This window comes from Microbacterium sp. GCS4 (genome assembly GCF_001262495.1).
Lineage (GTDB): Bacteria > Actinomycetota > Actinomycetes > Actinomycetales > Microbacteriaceae > Microbacterium.
Map to the genome: position 1 here is coordinate 190,897 of NZ_LGYE01000002.1, position 19,620 is coordinate 210,516.

At 70.0% G+C, this 19,620-nt stretch carries 19 protein-coding genes; 14 read left to right on the forward strand and 5 right to left on the reverse strand.

The features are described from left to right. Positions 1 to 38 precede the first annotated feature (38 nt). Positions 39 to 1,019, reverse strand: coding sequence for an acetylxylan esterase (locus AKH00_RS08145; RefSeq protein ID WP_050722896.1), 981 nt, complete (start codon positions 1,017 to 1,019; stop codon positions 39 to 41). Positions 1,020 to 1,104: 85 nt separating this feature from the next. On the opposite strand from AKH00_RS08145, the gene AKH00_RS08150 reads away from it, so the two are divergent. Next, on the forward strand, positions 1,105 to 1,668 hold the full coding sequence (locus AKH00_RS08150) for a VOC family protein (RefSeq protein WP_050722237.1): 564 nt from the start codon (positions 1,105 to 1,107) through the stop codon (positions 1,666 to 1,668). Here AKH00_RS08150 and AKH00_RS08155 read toward each other — a convergent pair. Further along, positions 1,665 to 2,201, reverse strand: coding sequence for a CGNR zinc finger domain-containing protein (locus tag AKH00_RS08155; RefSeq protein ID WP_050722238.1), 537 nt, complete (start codon positions 2,199 to 2,201; stop codon positions 1,665 to 1,667). The two genes, AKH00_RS08150 and AKH00_RS08155, sit on opposite strands and share 4 nt — an antisense overlap. Before the next feature lie 39 nt (positions 2,202 to 2,240). On the opposite strand from AKH00_RS08155, the gene AKH00_RS08160 reads away from it, so the two are divergent. The 8 genes from AKH00_RS08160 to AKH00_RS08195 all read left to right on the forward strand — a co-directional run bounded on the left by AKH00_RS08160 (position 2,241) and on the right by AKH00_RS08195 (position 11,447). Continuing rightward, complete coding sequence (locus AKH00_RS08160) at positions 2,241 to 3,242, forward strand: EamA family transporter (protein ID WP_050722239.1); 1,002 nt, start codon at positions 2,241 to 2,243, stop codon at positions 3,240 to 3,242. Positions 3,243 to 3,275: 33 nt separating this feature from the next. Further along, entirely contained in the window at positions 3,276 to 4,031 is a 756-nt protein-coding gene (locus tag AKH00_RS08165) for a GntR family transcriptional regulator (protein WP_082297507.1), read from the forward strand. Positions 4,032 to 4,040: 9 nt separating this feature from the next. Then, entirely contained in the window at positions 4,041 to 5,567 is a 1,527-nt protein-coding gene (locus tag AKH00_RS08170; protein WP_050722240.1) for an MmgE/PrpD family protein, read from the forward strand. 102 nt (positions 5,568 to 5,669) lie between these two features. Next, complete coding sequence (gene prpB / locus AKH00_RS08175; RefSeq protein ID WP_050722241.1) at positions 5,670 to 6,578, forward strand: methylisocitrate lyase; 909 nt, start codon at positions 5,670 to 5,672, stop codon at positions 6,576 to 6,578. A gap of 89 nt (positions 6,579 to 6,667) precedes the next feature. Further along, positions 6,668 to 7,798 (forward strand): bifunctional 2-methylcitrate synthase/citrate synthase, encoded by a 1,131-nt coding sequence (locus AKH00_RS08180; protein WP_050722242.1) that lies wholly within the window; start codon positions 6,668 to 6,670, stop codon positions 7,796 to 7,798. Positions 7,799 to 7,999: 201 nt separating this feature from the next. Further along, positions 8,000 to 9,487: an MFS transporter gene (locus tag AKH00_RS08185; RefSeq protein WP_050722243.1), complete on the forward strand. Its 1,488-nt coding sequence runs from the start codon at positions 8,000 to 8,002 to the stop codon at positions 9,485 to 9,487. Positions 9,488 to 9,511: 24 nt separating this feature from the next. Next, complete coding sequence (locus AKH00_RS08190) at positions 9,512 to 10,771, forward strand: FAD-binding protein (protein WP_050722244.1); 1,260 nt, start codon at positions 9,512 to 9,514, stop codon at positions 10,769 to 10,771. A gap of 100 nt (positions 10,772 to 10,871) precedes the next feature. After that, positions 10,872 to 11,447, forward strand: a complete 576-nt coding sequence (locus AKH00_RS08195; protein WP_050722245.1) for an NADPH-dependent FMN reductase — start codon at positions 10,872 to 10,874, stop codon at positions 11,445 to 11,447. A gap of 33 nt (positions 11,448 to 11,480) precedes the next feature. Here the strand turns inward: AKH00_RS08195 and AKH00_RS08200 are convergent, their stop codons facing one another. Next, positions 11,481 to 12,326 carry an NAD-dependent epimerase/dehydratase family protein gene (locus tag AKH00_RS08200; protein WP_050722246.1) on the reverse strand — a complete coding sequence of 282 codons (846 nt, stop codon included), beginning with the start codon at positions 12,324 to 12,326 and terminating at the stop codon, positions 11,481 to 11,483. Between the two features lie 57 nt (positions 12,327 to 12,383). Between AKH00_RS08200 and AKH00_RS08205 the strand changes: the two genes are divergently transcribed. Further along, positions 12,384 to 13,307, forward strand: coding sequence for an aldose 1-epimerase family protein (locus AKH00_RS08205; protein WP_082297508.1), 924 nt, complete (start codon positions 12,384 to 12,386; stop codon positions 13,305 to 13,307). A 105-nt stretch (positions 13,308 to 13,412) separates the two neighbouring features. Here AKH00_RS08205 and AKH00_RS08210 read toward each other — a convergent pair whose 3' ends face one another. Continuing rightward, the gene (locus AKH00_RS08210) at positions 13,413 to 13,997 is read right to left on the reverse strand and encodes an antibiotic biosynthesis monooxygenase (RefSeq protein ID WP_050722247.1); all 585 of its coding nucleotides are present in this window, start codon (positions 13,995 to 13,997) and stop codon (positions 13,413 to 13,415) included. Positions 13,998 to 14,126: 129 nt separating this feature from the next. On the opposite strand from AKH00_RS08210, the gene AKH00_RS08215 reads away from it, so the two are divergent. Further along, a complete protein-coding gene (locus AKH00_RS08215; RefSeq protein ID WP_050722248.1) occupies positions 14,127 to 15,314 on the forward strand; it encodes a thiolase family protein in 1,188 nt (395 codons plus the stop codon). A 106-nt stretch (positions 15,315 to 15,420) separates the two neighbouring features. Here AKH00_RS08215 and AKH00_RS08220 read toward each other — a convergent pair whose 3' ends face one another. Beyond that, positions 15,421 to 15,744 (reverse strand): hypothetical protein, encoded by a 324-nt coding sequence (locus tag AKH00_RS08220; RefSeq protein WP_152926136.1) that lies wholly within the window; start codon positions 15,742 to 15,744, stop codon positions 15,421 to 15,423. Positions 15,745 to 15,944: 200 nt separating this feature from the next. Here AKH00_RS08220 and AKH00_RS08225 point away from each other — a divergent pair, with 200 nt between their 5' ends. From AKH00_RS08225 to mmsB, 3 genes are read left to right on the forward strand one after another with little or no spacing between them, the layout of a single operon-like run. Then, a complete protein-coding gene (locus AKH00_RS08225) occupies positions 15,945 to 17,444 on the forward strand; it encodes a CoA-acylating methylmalonate-semialdehyde dehydrogenase (RefSeq protein WP_050722250.1) in 1,500 nt (499 codons plus the stop codon). A gap of 48 nt (positions 17,445 to 17,492) precedes the next feature. Then, the gene (locus AKH00_RS08230; RefSeq protein ID WP_050722251.1) at positions 17,493 to 18,677 is read left to right on the forward strand and encodes an acyl-CoA dehydrogenase family protein; all 1,185 of its coding nucleotides are present in this window, start codon (positions 17,493 to 17,495) and stop codon (positions 18,675 to 18,677) included. Continuing rightward, a complete protein-coding gene (gene mmsB, locus AKH00_RS08235) occupies positions 18,674 to 19,582 on the forward strand; it encodes a 3-hydroxyisobutyrate dehydrogenase (RefSeq protein WP_050722252.1) in 909 nt (302 codons plus the stop codon). Before AKH00_RS08230 ends, mmsB begins: the two co-directional genes overlap by 4 nt. Positions 19,583 to 19,620: the final 38 nt, after the last annotated feature.

Below are 19,620 nucleotides of genomic sequence, written 5' to 3' on the forward strand. Positions count from 1 at the left end.
AGCGGGCGGGGAGTGTGGACGGGCGGGGGGAAGGATGCTCAGGATGCGGCGCGCAGAGCTCGCGTGAGGTGTGCGCGTCCCCTGCGCACGGCCCGGGCGGCAGCGGCATCCGACCCCGGGTACTCCGCGTGCCCGGCGGGCAGGACCTCCAGGTCGAGGTCGCGTACGGCGTTCGCGACGCCGAACTGCCCGGGTGGCGGTACGTAGTCGTCCCACAGCGCGGCCTCGACCCGCACTGGCACCCGGGTGAAGCCCAGCGTGCTCGACGCATCGAACAGCCGCAGCTGCTCCCGGGCCTCGGGGTGCGCGGCGACGTGCGCACGCACGACCTCGCCGCTGCCGAGGCACGGCACCGCGAGGCGTTCGTCGTACTGGCCGAAGCTCGGCACGATGAGCGTCGCGCCGATGTACCGGTCGTCCCAGGGCAGCGCGAGAGCCCCGATGCCGCCGCCGAAGCTCTCGCCCACGTAGTAGAGCGGCAGGTCGCCTGCCGCAGCGAGGAGCGTGTCCGCCGCGAGCCAGAGGTCCCGCGCGCACAGGCCGAGGACGTATCGATCGGGGTCATCGAGCCCGGCGAGAACGTGCTGCTCCACGAGCTCCGGGGCGCCGACGCCCGCGTTCAGGGTCGGCAGACCCCGCGCGACCGGGAAGATCGCCGCCGCGTCGTCGGGCACGCGCGCGAGATCGATCGCATCGCGGCCGCCGTAGCCGTGCGAGTGCACGATCCCGACGCGGGCCGCGCCCGTTGCCGGGCCCACGATCCAGGAGCGCAGGCGGATGCCGTCGGCACCGGCGTGCTCGACGACCGAGACCTCGCGGCCCTCGACCGTCTCGGACGAGAGCGTGCGCGGCGCGGCATCCACGCCCTTCGCTTCCGCGCGCCAGCGCCGCCAGGTCTCCGCGAGGCCTGGAGGCGCGGCGACCGGCCGGACCCGACGCAGTGCGCTCTCGTCGAAGCCGTAGGTGCTGTCGAACGCGGCATCCGGGAACCAGGTGTCGTAGGGCGCGGGGAAGGTCATGATCATCCGACCGTATCCCGCTCTCCATTGAGGACCGGATGTGTCCTGGTTGTCGGGGATGCTGGCCGGGACGAAAGGACGAGCCATGACTCATCTCCCCGCGATCCCCGCTGGATCCAACACCGTGAACCCCTTCCTGATGACCGACGATGCCCCGCGCATCATCGCCTTCCTCGTCGACGTGTTCGGCGCGGTCGACGTGCCGGAGGCTCGCACTCTCGACTCCGACGGGCTGATCCTGCACTCCGAGCTGCGCATCGGGGACTCGGTCGTCATCGTCGCCGATCGCAAGCCCGACTGGCCCTTCACGCCGGGCTTCGTGCAGGTGTACGTCGACGACGTCGAGGCGACGCTCGCCCGCGCGGTCGAGCGCGGGGCGCGGATCGTCACGGCGCCGACCGACTTCTTCGGCGACACCTTCTCGCGCTTCGCCGATCCCGCAGGGAACCTGTGGTGGGTGTATCGCCATGCGTCGGGCGCGGAGGCGGACGGGTCCGCGGATGCCGAGGAGTGGGGTGCGCCCGGCAGTGACGAGGGTGTGGAGCAGGAGGACTGGTCGGCATTCACCTCACCCGAGCTCGAGTACATCCACGGGAGTCTGGTGGACGCGATGCGCGCGTTGCGCGATCCGAGAGCGCGGGAGGCCTAGGCGCTCGCCTGCCTCGCGCGATACGCGGCGACGGCGTTGCGATTCGTGCACGTGGGCGAGCAGTAGCGCTTCGAGCGGTTGCGGGAGAGGTCGAGCGCGAGCGCCTCGCACGTGTCGTCGGCGCACACCGAGATGCGCGAGCCCTCGTCGGCGCGGATGACGTCGACCAGCGCCATGGCGGTCTCGATGAGCACGCGCTCGGCGAGGGGTCGATCGTCGGCGACCGCGTGCAGGTGCCAGTCGGCGGCGTCGTGGCGGACGAGGCGCGGGGTGAGGTGCGCCTCGGCGAGGGCGGCGTTGACGTGCTCGGCCATGTCGTCGCGCGATGCGAGGAGCATGGCGCGGAGGCGGGGGCGGATGCCGCGCAGGGCGTCGAGCTCGGCTCGATCGCGGTCGAGGCGGCCGGAGTAGGGGAAGTCCGCGAGGAACGCGCGATGGTCGTCGAGGGACTCGAGCGTGTCGGGGTCCTCCGCGGAGTTCACGAGCCAGACGGCCGAGCGCAGCGCCTCTTCGGTGTCATCGGTGAAGATCATGTTGACACCTTACTCCGTGCGCGAGTAGCGTCACGTGTCATGAGCACAGTCACCGATGACACACGCGCGACGGGCATGCGCCTCGGGCTGCCGCTGGCGATCGCCGCAGCCTTCTCCTTCGGCATGTCCGGCGCCTGGGCGCGCGGACTCATCGATGCGGGGTGGACGCCCGGGGCCGCGGTCACCGTGCGGGTGTGGGTCGCCGCGCTCGTGCTGCTCATCCCGACGATCCTCGCGTTGCGCGGACGGTGGCGTGCCCTGTGGCGGAACGTCGGCATGGTCGCCGCATACGGCCTGCTCGCGGTCGCCGCCACCCAGCTGTTCTACTTCCAGGCCGTCGCCGTGATGGACGTCGGCATCGCGCTGCTGATCGAGTACACCGCACCGATCGCCGTGCTCCTGTGGCTCTGGCTGCGACACGGAGAGAAGCCCAGTCGGCGCAGCGTGCTCGGTGCGGTCGTGGCCTTCGTCGGGCTCGTGCTCATGCTGGACGTCGTCACGGGTACACAGGTGAACCTCGCCGGCATCCTCTGGGCGCTCGCCGCGATGGTCGGCGCCGCCACCTACTTCGTGCTCTCGGCCCGCGCCGACACCGGCGTCCCGCCGATCGCCCTCGCGGGGTCGGGGCTGCTGCTCGGCGCGGTCGGGCTCTCGATCGCCGCCGCCGTCGGCATCCTCCCCTTCCGCTGGACCACCGACGACATCTCCTATCGTTTCGGCACCGTGCCGTGGTTCGTGCCGGTGCTCGCGATCGGCGTCCTGGCGACGGCGCTCGCGTACGTGCTCGGCATCACCTCGACGCGGATGCTGGGGTCCCGCCTCGCGTCGTTCGTCGCGCTCGCCGAGGTCGTGGCCGCGCTGCTGTTCGGATGGCTCCTTCTCGGACAGCTCCCCGACCTGCTGCAGGCCCTCGGCGGCCTGCTCGTGCTGGTCGGTGTCGTGGTCGTCAAGCTCGGCGAGCCGGTGCCGGCTGCCGAGTTCGTCGAGCCGTTGCCGGAGGATGCAGTGTATACCGAGGGCCGGTATCAGGCTAAAAGCTGACTCCATTGCGCGCTTTGTGTATACACTGAGGGCATGGCGCTTCCCGCAGTCGATCGCATCTCGGCGAGCGAGCGCGCCCACGCGGCGCTTCTCGACGAGATCCAGTCCGGAGTGCTGCCCGCGGGGTACGTGCTCGGCGAGGTCGAGCAGGCCGCGCGCCTCGGGGTGAGCCGCACGCCGCTGCGCGAAGCGCTCCGGCGCCTCGCTGCCGACGGTCTCGTCGTGCAGCAGTCGCCGCGGGTGACGGTGGTCGCAGCGCTGGATGCTGACGACATCCGCGCGCTGTTCGAAATCCGCCGTGCGCTGGAGGAGACGTCTGCGAGACTCGCCGCGCAGCGCGGGGACGCCGAGCTGTTCGCCGCGCTCGCCCTGGAGTTCGCCGACGTCGACCTTGCCGCAGCCGAGGGGCGCGATGCGTACTACGCGCTCATCGCCCGCTTCGACGCGACCCTCGACGCCGCCGTGGCGAACGACTACATCGCCTCGGCGCTGCGCACCGTGCGCACACATCTGGTGCGGGTGCGCCGCATGGCGAAGGACAAGCCCCAGCGTCTCGCCGCCTCCGCCGCCGAGCACCGCACGATCGCGCGGGCGCTCGCGGCCCGCGACGGCGACCTCGCCGCGCACGCGACGCACGTACACCTGCACAACGCGCTCACCGGCATCCTCGAGTCCCTGGATGCTGCGGGGGAGGGCGTTTCGACTCGCTCCGCTCGCTCAACGACCGGGGCGGGGGAGGGCGTTTCGACTCGCTCCGCTCGCTCAACGACCACGACCTCCGACCAGTAGGGATCGATCATGACCGTCACCCACCACGTCCGCGTCCACCGGAGCGACGAGAACCTCGCCCGTGAGGATCAGCTCGCCTGGAAGATCGCCGAGGTCGCCGCCGATCCCGTCGAGGTCGAGCCCGCGGTCGTCGACATGATCGTCAACCGCATCATCGACAACGCCTCGGTCGCCGCAGCATCCCTCACGCGCGGACCGATCAACGCGGCGCGCGCGCAGGCGTTCAGCCACCCGGTGTCGACCGGCGGCGCGGGCGCGACCGTCTTCGGCGCGGCGCTCGACCACCGCACGAGCCCGGAGTGGGCGGCGTGGGTGAACGGCGTCGCCGTGCGCGAGCTCGACTACCACGACACGTTCCTGGCTGCCGAGTACTCGCACCCCGGCGACAACATCCCGCCGATCCTCGCGGTCGCGCAGCACGTCGGGTCCGACGGCCGTGCGCTCGTTCGCGCCATTGCGACCGGCTATGAGATCCAGATGGACCTCGTGCGCGCGATCTGCCTGCACAAGCACAAGATCGACCACGTCGCGCACCTCGGCCCCTCCGCAGCCGCCGGCATCGGCACCCTGCTCGGCCTCGACGTCGAGACGATCTACCAGGCGGTCGGCCAGGGACTGCACACGACGACCGCGACCCGGCAGAGCCGCAAGGGCGAGATCTCCACGTGGAAGGCGCACGCCCCGGCGTTCGCGGGCAAGATGGCCGTCGAAGCGGTCGACCGGGCTATGCGCGGCCAGACCAGCCCGGCCCCGATCTACGAGGGCGAGGACGGCGTGATCGCCTGGATGCTCGACGGCAAGGATGCCGCGTACGAGGTGCCGCTCCCGGCATCCGGCGAGCCGAAGCGCGCGATCCTCGACTCGTACACGAAGGAGCACTCCGCGGAGTACCAGGCACAGGCGTGGATCGACCTCGCCCGCAAGCTCGGCACCGAGAACCCGGCGCTTCGCGACCCCGCCACCATCGAGAGCATCGTGCTGCACACGAGCCACCACACGCACTACGTGATCGGCTCGGGTGCCAACGACCCGCAGAAGTACGACCCGACGGCGTCGCGGGAGACGCTCGACCACTCGATCCCGTACATCTTCGCCGTCGCGCTGCAGGACGGCGGCTGGCACCACGTCGACTCGTACACGCCCGAGCGCGCCGGCCGACCCGACACGGTCGCGCTGTGGCAGAAGATCACGACGGCCGAGGATGCCGAGTGGACGCGCCGCTACCACTCCGAGGACCCCGACGTGAAGGCCTTCGGCGGTCGTGTGGAGTTCCGGCTGACTGACGGCTCGACCGTCGTCGACGAGATCGCCGTGGCCGACGCGCACCCGCTCGGGGCCCGTCCGTTCGCGCGCGAGAACTACATCGCGAAGTTCCGGCTGCTCGCGGAGCCCGTGCTGGAGCCCGCCGAGATCGAGCGCTTCCTCGAGCTCGTGCAGCGCCTGCCCGAGCTGACGGCGGCCGAGGTCGGCGAGCTGTCGATCATCGCGAAGCCCGGACTCCTCGAGGGCGCGGACGCGCCGAAGGGGCTGTTCTGATGCGACGTTCGTCTCGCTTCGCTCCTCGCTCAACGACCAGACGCTTCGGTCGTTGAGCGAGCGAAGCGAGACGAAACGCCCTAACCCGAGGGAGACCTTCTGATGCTGTACTCAACGACGACGCCGGCCGAGAAGAGGCGGTTGTTCCGTGAGCGCCTCGCGAGCGGCGAACTGCTGCGCTTCCCTGGAGCGTTCAACCCCCTCAGCGCCAAGCTCATCGAACAGAGGGGTTTCGACGGCGTCTACATCTCCGGGGCGGTGCTCTCGGCCGACCTCGGACTGCCCGACATCGGGCTCACGACGCTGACCGAGGTCGCCGGACGCGCGAAGCAGATCGCCCGCATGACCGACATCCCCGCGATCGTCGATGCCGACACCGGTTTCGGCGAGCCGATGAACGTGGCGCGCACGATCCAGGAGCTCGAGGATGCCGGACTCGCCGGCACGCATATCGAGGACCAGATCAACCCCAAGCGCTGCGGTCACCTCGACGGCAAGAGCGTGGTCGACGAGAACACGGCGATCAAGCGCATCCGCGCCGCCGCCGATGCGCGCCGAGACGAGAACTTCCTGATCATGGCCCGCACTGACATCCGCGCGATCGACGGACTGGATGCCGCGATCGATCGGGCCAAGGCCCTCGTAGACGCGGGGGCCGACGCGATCTTCCCCGAGGCGATGCGCGACCTCTCGGAGTTCGAGGCGATGGCGGATGCTCTCGACGTGCCGATCCTCGCCAACATGACCGAGTTCGGCAAGAGCGACCTGTTCTCCGTCGACCGGTTGCGGGACGCGGGTGTGAGCATGGTCATCTGGCCGGTCTCGCTGCTGCGGATCGCGATGGGCGCGGCGGGCCGTGCTCTCGATACGCTGAACGAGGAGGGGCATCTGACCTCGAAGCTCGGCGAGATGCAGCACCGCGCCGATCTCTACGACCTGATCGACTACGAGTCGTACAACCACTTCGACTCCGGCGTCTTCAACTTCACCATCGACACCACCGGTCGTTGAGCGAGCGAAGCGAGACGAAACGCGCCACCACGTTTCGTCTCGTCGCTTCGCTCCTCGCTCAACGACCGAAATGACACGAAGGAGTGAGCATGACCGAGCCTGACATCAAGAAGGGCCTCGCAGGGGTCGTCGTCGACACGACGGCGATCTCGAAGGTCAACCCCGAGACGAACAGCCTGCTGTACCGCGGCTATCCCGTGCAGGAGCTGGCCGACACGCAGCCCTTCGAGGCGGTCGCGTACCTCCTGTGGCACGGCGAGCTCCCCACCGCCGAGGAGCTCGCGGCCTTCCGGCTCGAGGAGCGCCGCCACCGCGCGCTCGCCGACAACGTCAAGGCCGCGATCGACCTGGTGCCGCTCGACGCCCACCCGATGGACGAGGTGCGCACGGCCGTGAGTGTGATCGGCGCCTCCGATCCCGCCGCCGGAGGTTCTGTGCTCGACGCGGGCGGCAGCCCCGAGCAGAACCTCGAGCGCAGCATCCGCCTCTTCGCCGCCCTGCCGGCGATCGTCGCCTACGGGCAGCGTCGTCGTCGCGGGCAGGAGATCATCGAGCCGCGCGACGACCTCGACTACTCCTCGAACTTCCTGTGGATGACGTTCGGCGAGGAGCCGGACCCGGTGGTCGTGGACGCGTTCAACCGCTCGATGATCCTGTACGCAGAGCACTCCTTCAACGCCTCGACGTTCACCGCCCGGGTGATCACGTCGACGCTGAGCGACCTGTACTCGGCGGTGGTCGGGGCCATCGGCGCGCTCAAGGGGCCGCTGCACGGCGGCGCCAACGAGGCCGTTCTGCACATCTTCGACGAGATCGGGGAGGCGGAGAACGTCGTCCCGTGGCTCGAGAAGGCGCTCGCCGAGAAGCGCAAGATCATGGGCTTCGGACACCGCGTGTACAAGCGCGGCGACTCGCGCGTGCCGACCATGAAAGCGGCCCTCGACACGCTCGTCGAGCACTACGACAAGCCCGAGGTCGCGGCGCTCTACGACGCCCTCGAGTCGGAGTTCGTCGAGCGCAAGGGCATCTACCCGAACCTCGACTACCCGTCCGGCCCCGCCTACAACCTCATCGGCTTCGACACGCTCACGTTCACGCCGCTGTTCGTGGCCGCGCGTGTCACGGGCTGGACCGCGCACGTGATCGAGCAGGCCGGTGCGAACGCGCTCATCCGTCCGCTCTCCCACTACGACGGGGTCGACGAGCGTCACGTGAGCTGACCCCGCCCCCGCAAAGACCCTCTATTTCTGCCGAAGGGCACGAATAGAGGGTCTATTGCTGCCGTTCGGCAGAAATAGACGGGTGGGTGGACGGGCGGATGCCGTAGCGCGATCCGCGGCGCGAATCAACCGGATGCGCGGACCCGCGCGCCAGGAGTATCACTGATCCGGGACCGAGGGGTCCCGGGTGAAGGAGGCTCCATGTCCGCGTCGGGTGTCAACGTCAAGGAGGTCCGGTCGCTCGTGCCCGCCCGGATGGACCGGCTGCCGTGGGCGCGATTCCACTGGATGATCGTCGTCGGCCTCGGGTTCTCCTGGATCCTCGACGGCCTCGAGGTGCAGATCGTCGCCGCGAACGGCTATGCCGCGACGCTCGGGATGGGCCCGGCCGAGGTCGGCCTCGCCGGCACCTGCTACCTGCTCGGCCAGGTGTTCGGCGCGCTGGTGTTCGGACGCCTCACCGATCGGCTCGGACGCAAGAAGCTCTTCATCCTGTCCCTCGCGGTGTACCTCGTGGGCTCCGCGGTCGCGGGCCTCGCGTTCGCGCCCTGGTTCTTCTACATCTGGCGCTTCGTCGCGGGAGCGGGCATCGGCGGCGAGTACGCGGCGATCAATTCGGCGATCGACGAGATCATCCCGGCGAAGTACCGGGGACGCGTCGACATCGCCATCAACGGCACGTACTGGGGAGGCGCGGCACTCGGCGCCGTCGCGAACCTGTTCTTCCTCAACACCGACATCCTGCCCGCCGACATCGGCTGGCGGCTCAGCTTCTTCCTCGGGCCCGTGCTCGGCATCCTCATCATCTGGCTGCGCCGGCACATCCCGGAGAGCCCGCGCTGGCAGATGACGCACGGACGCGAGGACGAGGCCGAGCGCAACGTCGACGGGATCGAGCAGCGCATCCGCGAGGAGGGCAAGGAGATCCCGCCGGTCGACGAGTCGAAGGCGATCACGGTCAAGGAGTACGGTCGGGTGCCGTTCCTCGTGATCGTGAAGGTGCTGTTCCGGAAGTACCCGCGGCGCACACTCGTCGGCATCACGATGATGGTCACGCAGTCGTTCCTGTACAACGCGATCTTCTTCACGTATGCGCTCGTGCTCGAGAACTTCTACGACACGCCACCGGCATCCGCCTCGCAGTACTTCATCATCTTCGCGATCGGCAATCTCGCGGGTGCTCTCCTCCTCGGGCACTTCTTCGATACGTGGGGACGGCGGCGGATGCTGTTCGCGACCTATGTGCTCGCGGGATCGATCCTGCTCGTGAGCGCGTTCCTGTTCCACGCCGGGGTGCTGAACGCCGGGACGCACACGGCGTTCTGGTGCGCCTCCTTCTTCTTCGCCTCGGCGGGGGCCTCGGCCGCGTACCTCACGGTGAGCGAGATCTTCCCGCTCGAGCTGCGCAGCCAGGTGATCTCCTACGTGTTCTCGATCGGGCAGCTCGTGGGCGCGATCGCCCCCGTGCTGTACGGGGCGCTGATCGGCGAGAGCGCCGAGACCGGCGATCGCGGCCCGCTGTTCTGGGGTTATGTGCTGGGCGCGGGGATCATGATCGTCGGCGGCGTCGTGTGCGGCGTGTTCGGTGTCAGCGCGGCAGGCAAGTCGCTCGAGGACATCGCGGATCCGCTGTCGCTCGTGGATCCGCCGGAGAAGGGGGTCACGCCCGACGCGCCCTCCGGCCGGTGAGCCGTGCCTCGGTATCCTGGCGCGATGGCTTCCGAACGGAACTGGGCAGGCAACATCGAGTACCGCGCCGCACGGGTGGAGCACCCGGCGTCGCCCGATCAGCTGCAGGAGCTCCTCGCGCAGGGGGGAGCGGTGCGGATGCTGGGCTCCCGCCACAGCTTCAACACGCTGGCCGATACGGACGGGACGCTGATCGCCCTCGACCGGATGCCGACCGTGTTCGAGGTGAGCCCCGAACGTGACGCGGTTCGGGTGAGCGGCGCGCTGCGCTACGGAGACCTCGCTCCGCTGCTGGATGCCGAGGGGCTGGCGCTCGCGAACCTCGCCTCTCTCCCGCACATCTCGATCGCGGGTGCGGTCGCGACGGGCACGCACGGCTCCGGCGACGCCCTCGGCTCACTGGCGACGGCGGTGCGCGCCCTCACGATCATGACTCCCGCCGGGGAGACGCGGAGTCTCGCGCGCGGCGACGAGGATTTCGACGGCGCGGTCGTGAGCCTCGGGGCGCTCGGAGCGGTGATCGACGTCACGCTCGACGTCGAACCCGCCTACGAGGTCGCCCAGCACGTGTTCGAGGGGCCGTCGTGGGACGCGATCCTCCGTGACTTCGACGAGGTCACCGGCATCGGCACGAGCGTCAGCATCTTCTCGACCTGGGAGCGCACCGACGTCGCGGACCAGATCTGGGTCAAGCAGCGGCTGCCCGAGGCGCGCGAGATCACCCGCGCCGACCTGTTCTCGCGCCTCGACGCACAGCCGGCTGCTGTGAAGCGGCATCCGATCCTCGGCGTCGATCCGGTCGCGTGCACCGAGCAGGGCGGCGAGCCGGGTCGGTGGTTCGAGCGCCTGCCGCACTTCCGGCTCGAGTTCACGCCGTCGGCCGGAGCGGAGCTGCAGAGCGAGTATCTCGTGCCGCGCTCCGATGCCGTCGAGGCCATCCAGGTCGTCCGCACGCTCGCGGGGCAGATCGCGCCTCTGCTGCTCGTGAACGAGATCCGTACGGTCAGGGGCGACGGGCTGTGGCTGAGCTCGTCGTACGAGACGGATGCCGTCGGCATCCACTTCACCTGGAAGCCCGACGAGGACGCGGTGCGTGCGTTCCTGCCGACCCTCGAGGCGGCACTGCCCGGCACGGCACGACCGCACTGGGGCAAGGTCTCCACGCTCGACGGCGCCGAGGTGCGGTCGCGGTACCCGCGCTTCGACGACTTCGCCGCACTCGCGGCGCGCTACGATCCCGAGCGCCGGCTCGTGAACCCCTACCTGCAGCGTCTGGACCTCTGAGCGGAGCGGCGCCCGGCGGGGGTGGACGCGGGCCGCTCCCGACGCGAGACTGGACCCAGTGCCCGGGCAGCGCGCTCGGCATCGAGACGGAGGAGCGGACATGACACGCAGGGTCGGATACTTCGTCGGCAGCCTGTCGTCGACATCCATCAACCGGATCCTCGCGACGGCCCTGATCGAGTTGGCGCCGCGGGATCTGGAGTTCTTCGAGATCCCGATCCGCGACCTGCCGCTGTACAGCCAGGACTACGACGAGTCGTATCCGCCGGAGGCGGTGGCGCTCAAGGAGGCGATCGACTCGGCCGACGCGGTGCTGTTCGTCACACCGGAGTACAACCGGTCGATCCCCGGCGGGCTCAAGAACGCGATCGACTGGGCCTCCCGCCCCTGGGGGCAGAACTCGTTCGACCACATCCCGGCCGCGGTCATCGGCGCCTCGGTCGGCGCGATCGGCACCGCCGTCGCACAGCAGAGCCTGCGCGGCGTGCTGAGCTTCTGCAACGCCCGGCAGATGACGGCGCCCGAGGCGTACGTCCGCTTCGTGCCCGAGCACTACGCCGAGGACGGCACGGTCACGCACTCCGACACGGCCGACTTCCTCCGCGGGTTCATGAGCGAGTTCCGCGACCACATCGAGCGCGTGCTGACCGTGCTCCCGCGCGACACCGACAGCTGACGCTCAGGTGCGCGCTCAGACGTGGTCGAGCGCTCAGACGTGGTCGCGCCAGGAGTGCTGCGGCTCGTAGCCCAGCATCCGCCGCGCCTTGTCGATCGACAGTAGGGTCTCGTTCGCTCCCACCTCGCGCCCCACGGGCACGTCGGGGAAGACCTCGGCGAGCAGCTCGGCGTTCGGCCGGGACATGACCGTGTCGGCCGCGGCGATGATGTACTGCTCGAACCCCGGCGGCGCGACCTCGAGCGCCCGCTGCACGGCCTGGGCGCCGTCGCGCGCGTCGATGTAGCCCCACAGGTTCCACTTGCGCCGCAGGGCATCGGCGTCGAATGAGGGGAACTCGGCGTAATCCTCGGGCACCATGACGTTCGAGAACCGCAGGGCCGTGATCGACAGGTCGGGGTGCCAGCGCACGAGCTCGGTCGCCAGGCGCTCCTCGAGCGTCTTCACGAGCGAGTACACCGACTCGGGCCGGGGCGGGTACTCCTCGTCGACGGGGACGTACGGCGGGGGCACGTCGAACGGGAGGCCGAGCACGGTCTCGCTGGACGCGTAGACGATGCGGCGGATGCCGAGGCGCACGGCCGCCCAGAACACGTTGAACGTCGCCGGCATGTTGTTGTGGAAGGTCGCGACGTCGCTGCGGATGCCCGGTGCCGGGATCGCCCCCAGGTGCACGACCGCGTCGATGCCGTCGTGCCGGTCGCCGACCGCGGTGAGGGCGTCGACGACCTGTCCGTAATCGGTGAGGTCGACCTGCACGAAACCGGGGCCCCGTTCGCCCGCGACGTCCATGCCGACGACGTCGATGCCCGCGGCGCGCAGCTCGCGGGCGACGACGGTGCCGAGCTTTCCCGATGATCCGGTGAGTGCGATGCGCATGTCACCAGCGTGGCATGCCGACAGGGGGCGCGGGCCGTTCGGCATACACTCGTCGGCGTGAGTGTTTCGACGACGTCCGCGGCTCGGCCGCGCTCCGGCCGCCAGCTGACGATCGCCGGGCACGGCTACGAGGCGGCGATCGCGAGCGTCGGGGCGACCCTCCGTTCCCTGACCTTCGCCGGGCGCGACCTCGTCGTGCCGTTTGCGGCCGACGAGGTGCGGCCGGCCTACCGCGGGGCGACGCTCGCGCCCTGGCCCAACCGGATCGTCGACGGGCGCTACACGTTCGGCGGCGTCGAGCATCGGCTGCCGCTCACCGAGCCTGAGCGCGGTCACGCGCTGCACGGCCTCATCGCCTGGACCGAGTTCGACGACCGTGTGGTCTCCGACGACCGGGTCGTGCTGGCCGGGGTGATCGAACCCCAGACCGGCTACCCCTTCCGCGTGGAGGTGGAGGTCGAGTACCGCCTCGACGCCCACGGTCTCACGCAGACCGTGACAGGTCACAACCTCGGGACGGATGCTGCGCCGTGGGGCGTCGGTCCGCACCCGTACCTCGTGGCCGGCGGCGGGCGCGTGGACGATTGGACGCTGACGCTGCCGGCATCCTCGGTGCTCACGGTGACACCGGATCGGCTGTCTCCGGTCGCGGTCGAGCCCGTCTCGGAGCATCCGGAGTGGGACTTCCGTGCGCCGCGCGTGCTCGGCGACGTCTTCGTCGACCACGCCTTCACGCGGCTGTCGCGGACCGACGCGGTCGCCGAGGTGCGCCTCGTGACGGACGGCGGGACCGGTGTCGCGATGCGGTTCGACGAGCGCTGTCCCTGGGTGCAGGTGCACACGGCGGACGATTCCGATCGCATCGGCCTCGCCGTCGAACCGATGACCTGCCCACCCGACGCCTTCAACTCGGGAACGGACCTCGTGGTCGTCGAGCCGGGCGCCGCGCACGCGGCATCCTGGACGATCTCCGCGATCTGACGTCCGCCCTCTCCCCGCCCGTCTATTTCTGCCGAACGGCACGAATAGGGCTCCTCAACCGTGCATTCGCCAGAAACAGACGGGCAGTACGGGCAGGGTGGGGCGCTAGCGGGCGAGCCAGCGGCGCAGCGCGCGCGTGACCCAGGGCAGCACCCAGTAGGTCATGATGGGCGTGAGCACCAGCGTCGTGGCGAGCACGCGCAACCAGATCGGCAGCTCGTTGAAGCCCGGGACAGGGCTCATGGCGTACGTGAACACCAGGTTCACGGGGAAGAATCCGAGCCAGATCGACACGGCCTGCTTCCACCGCGGGGGAGCCTTCACGATGGCACCAGCGGCCGTCCCCTCGGCGGTCTGCACCGTGATCGACCCCGTCGCGGGTTCGTCGAACCACCCCTCGATGCCGCTGCGTCGGCGGGAGCGCTCGCTCAGCACGAGGCCCTCTCCGGTGGCCAGCCAGGCCGCGCGCTCGGCGGAGTCCTCCCAGGCCACGAGCGTGTCCTCGTCGGCGAACCGGTACAGCATGTGCCAGACATGCGAGTCGGCGCCGGCGCGCACCCAGCCGGATCCGAGGAATCCCGGATACGTGTTCGCCTTGTTCACCCCGCGCTGCACCCACTCGGTGGTCTCGGCGATGCGCGTCGGGTCGACCTCGCGGCGGATGGACACGGTGATGGAGTCGCTGGACATGGCGGATCCTCGGGAGAGCACGGCCCGGGTCTCGGGCGCATCGGCAGGGGGCGGCGCCAGGGTGCGGGCGCCTATCGATCGTACGTCGGATGCGGCGCCCGCTCGCGCGCACGGGGTCACAATGGAGTCATGAGCGCGCGCAACGAAGCCGTCCTGATCGACGTCGTCCGCACCCCGGTGGGTCGGGGCAAGCCCGGAGGGATGCTGTCGGGAGTGCACCCCGTCGACCTCGCCGCCGGTGCACTCGCGGCGATCCTCACCCGCAACGGACTCGAGTCGCGCCAGATCGACGACGTGCTCCTCGGCTGCGTGAGCCAGGTCGGCGAGCAGTCGTCGAATATCGCGAGGCAGGCCGTGCTCGCCGCCGGCTTCGACGAGGCCGTGCCTGCCGCGACCATCGACCGGCAGTGCGGGTCGAGCCAGCAGGCCGTGCATTCCGCGGCGCAGGGCATCATCGCAGGGTCATACGACGCCGTGATCGTGGGCGGCGTGGAGTCGATGAGCCGCGTGCCGCTCGGATCGTCGTCGGCCGTCGCCGGAAGCCCGATGTCGCCACGGCTGCGGGCTCGCTATCCCGATGGGCTCGTGAACCAGGGCGTCTCCGCCGAGCTCATCGCGCAGCGCTGGGGCCTCGACCGCGACGCCCTCGACGCGTACGCCGAGGAGTCGCATCGGCGTGCCGCCGCCGCGTGGGACGAGGGGTTCTTCGACCGCACGGTGATCGCGGTGGACGAGGCTCCTGACGCTGCGAGGGATGAGACCGTGCGAGCCGGCACCACGGCATCCGCTCTGGCCGGTCTGTCGCCGGCGTTCCGTACCGATGCGCTGGCCGAGCGCTTCCCCGAGATCGACTGGCGCATCACCCCGGGCAACTCCTCGCCGCTCACCGACGGGGCCTCGGCCGCGCTGCTGATGAGCGCCGACCGCGCGGAGCAGCTGGACCTGGCACCGCGGGCGCGGTTCCGCGCCTTCACGGTCGTGGGCGACGACCCGCTGATGATGCTCACCGGCCCGATCCCCGCCACGCGACGCATCCTCGAGCGCGCGGGACTCTCGATCGACGACCTCGACGCCTACGAGGTCAACGAGGCGTTCGCCTCGGTGCCGCTCGCGTGGGCCGCCGAGGTCGGGGCGGATGCCGCGAAGCTCAACCTCCGGGGCGGGGCGATCGCGCTCGGCCACGCGCTCGGATCCTCGGGCACGCGCCTGCTCGGCACGCTCGTCGACCACCTCGAGGCCACGGGCGGCCGTCTCGGCCTGCAGACCATGTGCGAGGGCGGCGGCATGGCGAACGCCCTGATCGTCGAGCACCTCTAGCCGCCCGAGACGGAGAAGACCCCCGCCGACCCGATTCGGCGGGGGTCTTCGCGGCGGTGACACCGCGACGGGAGCAGAGGCTCACCGTGACGCGCGGATGACGTGACTACCCGATCCGGTCTGAGTCCTGTGTCCGCGCATCAGCAGTTGTAGTCGGCGGAGATGTCCGGCCGGTGAACGGGCGGAGAACACCCCGAGGGCCGTCGCACTTCAGAGCCGCCGCCAGAGCGACTCCCGTCAGACCCAGCGTGCCGGCGCCCAGGAGGACGAGCCCTGCAGGCCAGACGTCGAGAGTCGCTTGGAGGAACTGCGAGGTCCCGTCGGCGTTCCAGAACGACACCGTCGGGTTCGCCATGAGCACGATTCCGGCGATCGTCGAGACGATGGGTACCGTCCACGCCATTCCCCAGGCCAGCAGTCTCACACTCATTCCCGCCCCCGCATGTGTATTCATATGTCATCACAATGTCTTTGATCGACGCCACCACATGCCGGTATTCAGCACTGCATCACCCCATGCTGTCCTGCTGTCCGTGCGTTGTGCTGAATTTACTTGGATACCCTAGTAAATCCACGGATGCCGAAGTATGATCGCAATGTGCCAATGACGGCCCGAAGGGACAACGCACAATGACTCGTACTATCCCGCATTTCGTAGGCGGAAAGCCCGTGACTCCGGACTCCGGACGCTTCGCGGACGTCTTCGACCCCAGCAGCGGAGCCGTGCAGGCCCGCGTGCCGCTCGCGTCCGCCGACGAGGTGCGCGAGGTGATCGCGAACGCCGAGGCCGCCCAGGCCGACTGGGCCGCGACCAACCCGCAGAAGCGCGCCCGCGTGCTCCTGCGCTTCCTCGATCTGGTGCAGCGCGAGATGCAGTCGCTCGCCGAGCTGCTCGCGAGCGAACACGGCAAGACCGTCGACGACGCCAAGGGCGACATCCAGCGCGGACTCGAGGTCATCGAGTTCGCCGCCGGTGCGCCGCATCTCCTCAAGGGCGAGTACTCGACCGGAGCCGGCGCCGGCATCGACGTGTACTCGATGCGGCAGCCGCTCGGCGTCGTCGCCGCGATCACGCCGTTCAACTTCCCGGCGATGATCCCGCTGTGGAAGGCCGGGCCCGCACTCGCCGCCGGCAACGCCGTCGTGCTCAAGCCCAGCGAGCGCGACCCCTCGGTACCGGTCCGTCTCGCCGAGCTGTTCCTCGAGGCCGGTCTGCCCGCAGGGGTGCTCAACGTCGTGCACGGTGACAAGGAGGCGGTCGACGCACTGCTCACCGACGACCGCATCCGCGCCGTCGGCTTCGTCGGCTCGACGCCGATCGCCGAGTACATCTACGCCACCGCCGCCGCGCACGGCAAGCGCGCGCAGTGCTTCGGCGGAGCCAAGAACCACATGATCGTGATGCCCGACGCCGACCTCGACCAGGCCGTCGACGCGCTCATCGGCGCGGGCTACGGCTCGGCGGGCGAGCGCTGCATGGCGATCTCGGTCGCGGTTCCGGTCGGCCAGGAGACGGCGGATGCTCTCGCCGCGAAGCTCCTCGAACGCGTCGCGCAACTGCGCGTGGGCCCTTCGCTCGCCGCGGACGTCGACTACGGTCCGCTCGTGACCCGCGCGGCGGTCGAGCGCGTGGAGGGTTACATCCAGCAGGGCGTCGACGAGGGGGCGACGCTGCTCGCCGACGGGCGCGGCTTCACGGTCGCAGGTCACGAGGAGGGCTTCTACCTCGGCCCGACGCTGTTCGACCACGTCACCACCGACATGGCGATCTACCGAGAGGAGATCTTCGGTCCGGTGCTGGTGATCGCCCGCGCGGACGACTACGAGCAGGCGCTGCGCATGGCGTCCGAGCACGAGTTCGGCAACGGCGTCGCGATCTTCACGCGTGACGGCGACGCGGCTCGCGATTTCGCCGCCCGCGTGGAGGTCGGCATGGTCGGCGTGAACGTGCCCATTCCCGTGCCGATCGCGTACTACACGTTCGGCGGATGGAAGCGGTCGGGCTTCGGCGACCTCAACCAGCACGGCGCCGACGCGTTCCGCTTCTACACGAAGACCAAGACCGTCACGAGCCGATGGCCGAGCGGCATCAAGGACGGCGCCAGCTTCGTCATCCCGACCATGCACTGACCCTTGGTCGCCCCGCGAGCGCAGCGAGACGAAACGCAGGAGAGAGACATGACTGACACGATCACCGTCACCACCACCGCCGAGGAGCGCGAGGCGATCATCGGCGCCGTGCGCGAGTTCGCCGAGACCGAGCTCGCGCCCTTCGCCGCCGAGCGCGACGAGAAGCACCTGTTCCCGAGGGAGTCGCTCCAGCGCGGCGGCGAGCTGGGCCTGGGCGGCATCTACGTACGCGAGGAGTTCGGCGGCACCGGCCTCAGCCGCAGCGACACCGTCGCGATCTTCGAGGAGCTCGCGAAGGGCGACCCGGCGGTCGCGGCGTACATCTCGATCCACAACATGGTCGCGTGGATGATCGACACCTACGGCCACGACGCGCAACGCGCCGCCTGGCTGCCGCAGCTCACCGCGATGCAGGAGTTCGGCGGGTACTGCCTGACCGAGCCGGGGGCCGGATCGGATGCCGCGAACATCGCCACGAGCGCGGTGCGCGACGGCGACGACTACGTGCTCACGGGCGTCAAGCAGTTCATCTCCGGCGCGGGCGAGGCCGCGGTGTACGTCGTCATGGCCCGGACCGGAGAGCCGGGAGCGCGCGGCATCAGCGCGTTCCTCGTGCCGGGCGACGCGGCAGGGCTCAGCTTCGGAGCGCCCGAGAAGAAGATGGGCTGGCACGCCCAGCCCACGCGCCAGGTCATCCTCGACGGGGTGCGGGTGCCGGCATCCGCTCGTCTCGGCGAGGAGGGGCGCGGCTTCGCGATCGCGATGTCGGCCCTGAACGGCGGACGTCTGAACATCGCCGCGTGTTCGCTGGGCGGCGCGCAATGGGCGCTCGACCGTGCCGTGCAGTACGTGCACGAGCGCGTCGCGTTCGGCGAGCCGCTGGCCGAGAAGCAGTCGATCCTCTTCCAGGTCGCCGACATGCGCACCGATCTGCAGGCCGCCCGGCTCATGGTCAGCGACGGCGCGAGGGCGGTCGATGAGCACGCGCCCGACGCCACCATTCGCTGCGCCATGGCCAAGCGCTTCGCGACCGACGCCGGCTTCGACGTCGCCAACCGCGCGCTGCAACTGCACGGCGGCTACGGCTACCTGCAGGACTACGGCATCGAGAGGGTCGTGCGCGACCTGCGCGTGCATCAGATCCTCGAGGGGACGAACGAGATCATGCGCCTGATCGTCGGCCGGGAGATGCTGCGGCCGTCGGGCTCGGCATCCATGCGGAGCGCGTCGTGACCGCCCGGTCGGCCCAGGTGGTCGCGTTCCTCGGACTCGGTCACATGGGCCTGCCGATGGCGCGGAACCTCGTCGCCGCGGGACACGAGGTGCACGGCTTCGACCTCGTGCCGGCCGCGATCGACGCAGCGCGTGCCGCCGGCATCCCGGTCGCCGAGAGCGGAGCGGATGCCGTGGCCGACGCCGACGTCGTCATCACGATGTTCCCCGCGGGGAGGCACGTGATCGAGGCGTACCGCACCGAGCTCCTCGCCGCCGCGCGGCCCGGCACGCTCTTCATCGAATCGTCGACGATCGCGGTCGACGAGGCCAGGGCCGCGCACGCGCTCGCGCTCGCGGCCGGGCACCGCAACATCGACGCACCGGTCTCCGGCGGTGTGGTGGGCGCCGAGAACGGCACGCTCGCGTTCATGGTCGGCGGCTCCGACGAGGACTACGCCGCCGCGCTGCCGCTGCTCGAGGTCATGGGAAAACGCATCGTGCACTGCGGTGGGCCGGGGCTCGGGCAGGCCGCGAAGGTGTGCAACAACATGGTGCTCGCGGTATCGCAGATCGCCGTCGCCGAGGCCTTCGTGCTCGGAGAGCGTCTGGGACTCGAGCACCAGGCGCTGTTCGACGTCGTGTCGCAGGCATCCGGTCAGTGCTGGTCCATCACCACCAACTGCCCCGTGCCGGGACCCGTGCCCACGAGTCCCGCGAACCGCGACTACCAGCCGGGCTTCGCGGGCGCGCTCATGGCGAAGGACCTCGGCCTGGCGCTGCAGGCGATCGAGCAGACCTCGACGGATGCGCGGATGGGGCGGCTCGCGCAGGAGCTCTACGCTGCCTTCGCCGCGGGTGAGGGCGCGGGTCGCGACTTCTCCGGCATCATCACCGATATCCGCGACGGAGCTCCCGGTCGTTGAGCGAGCGAAGCGAGACGAAACGCACAGACCCCGCGACA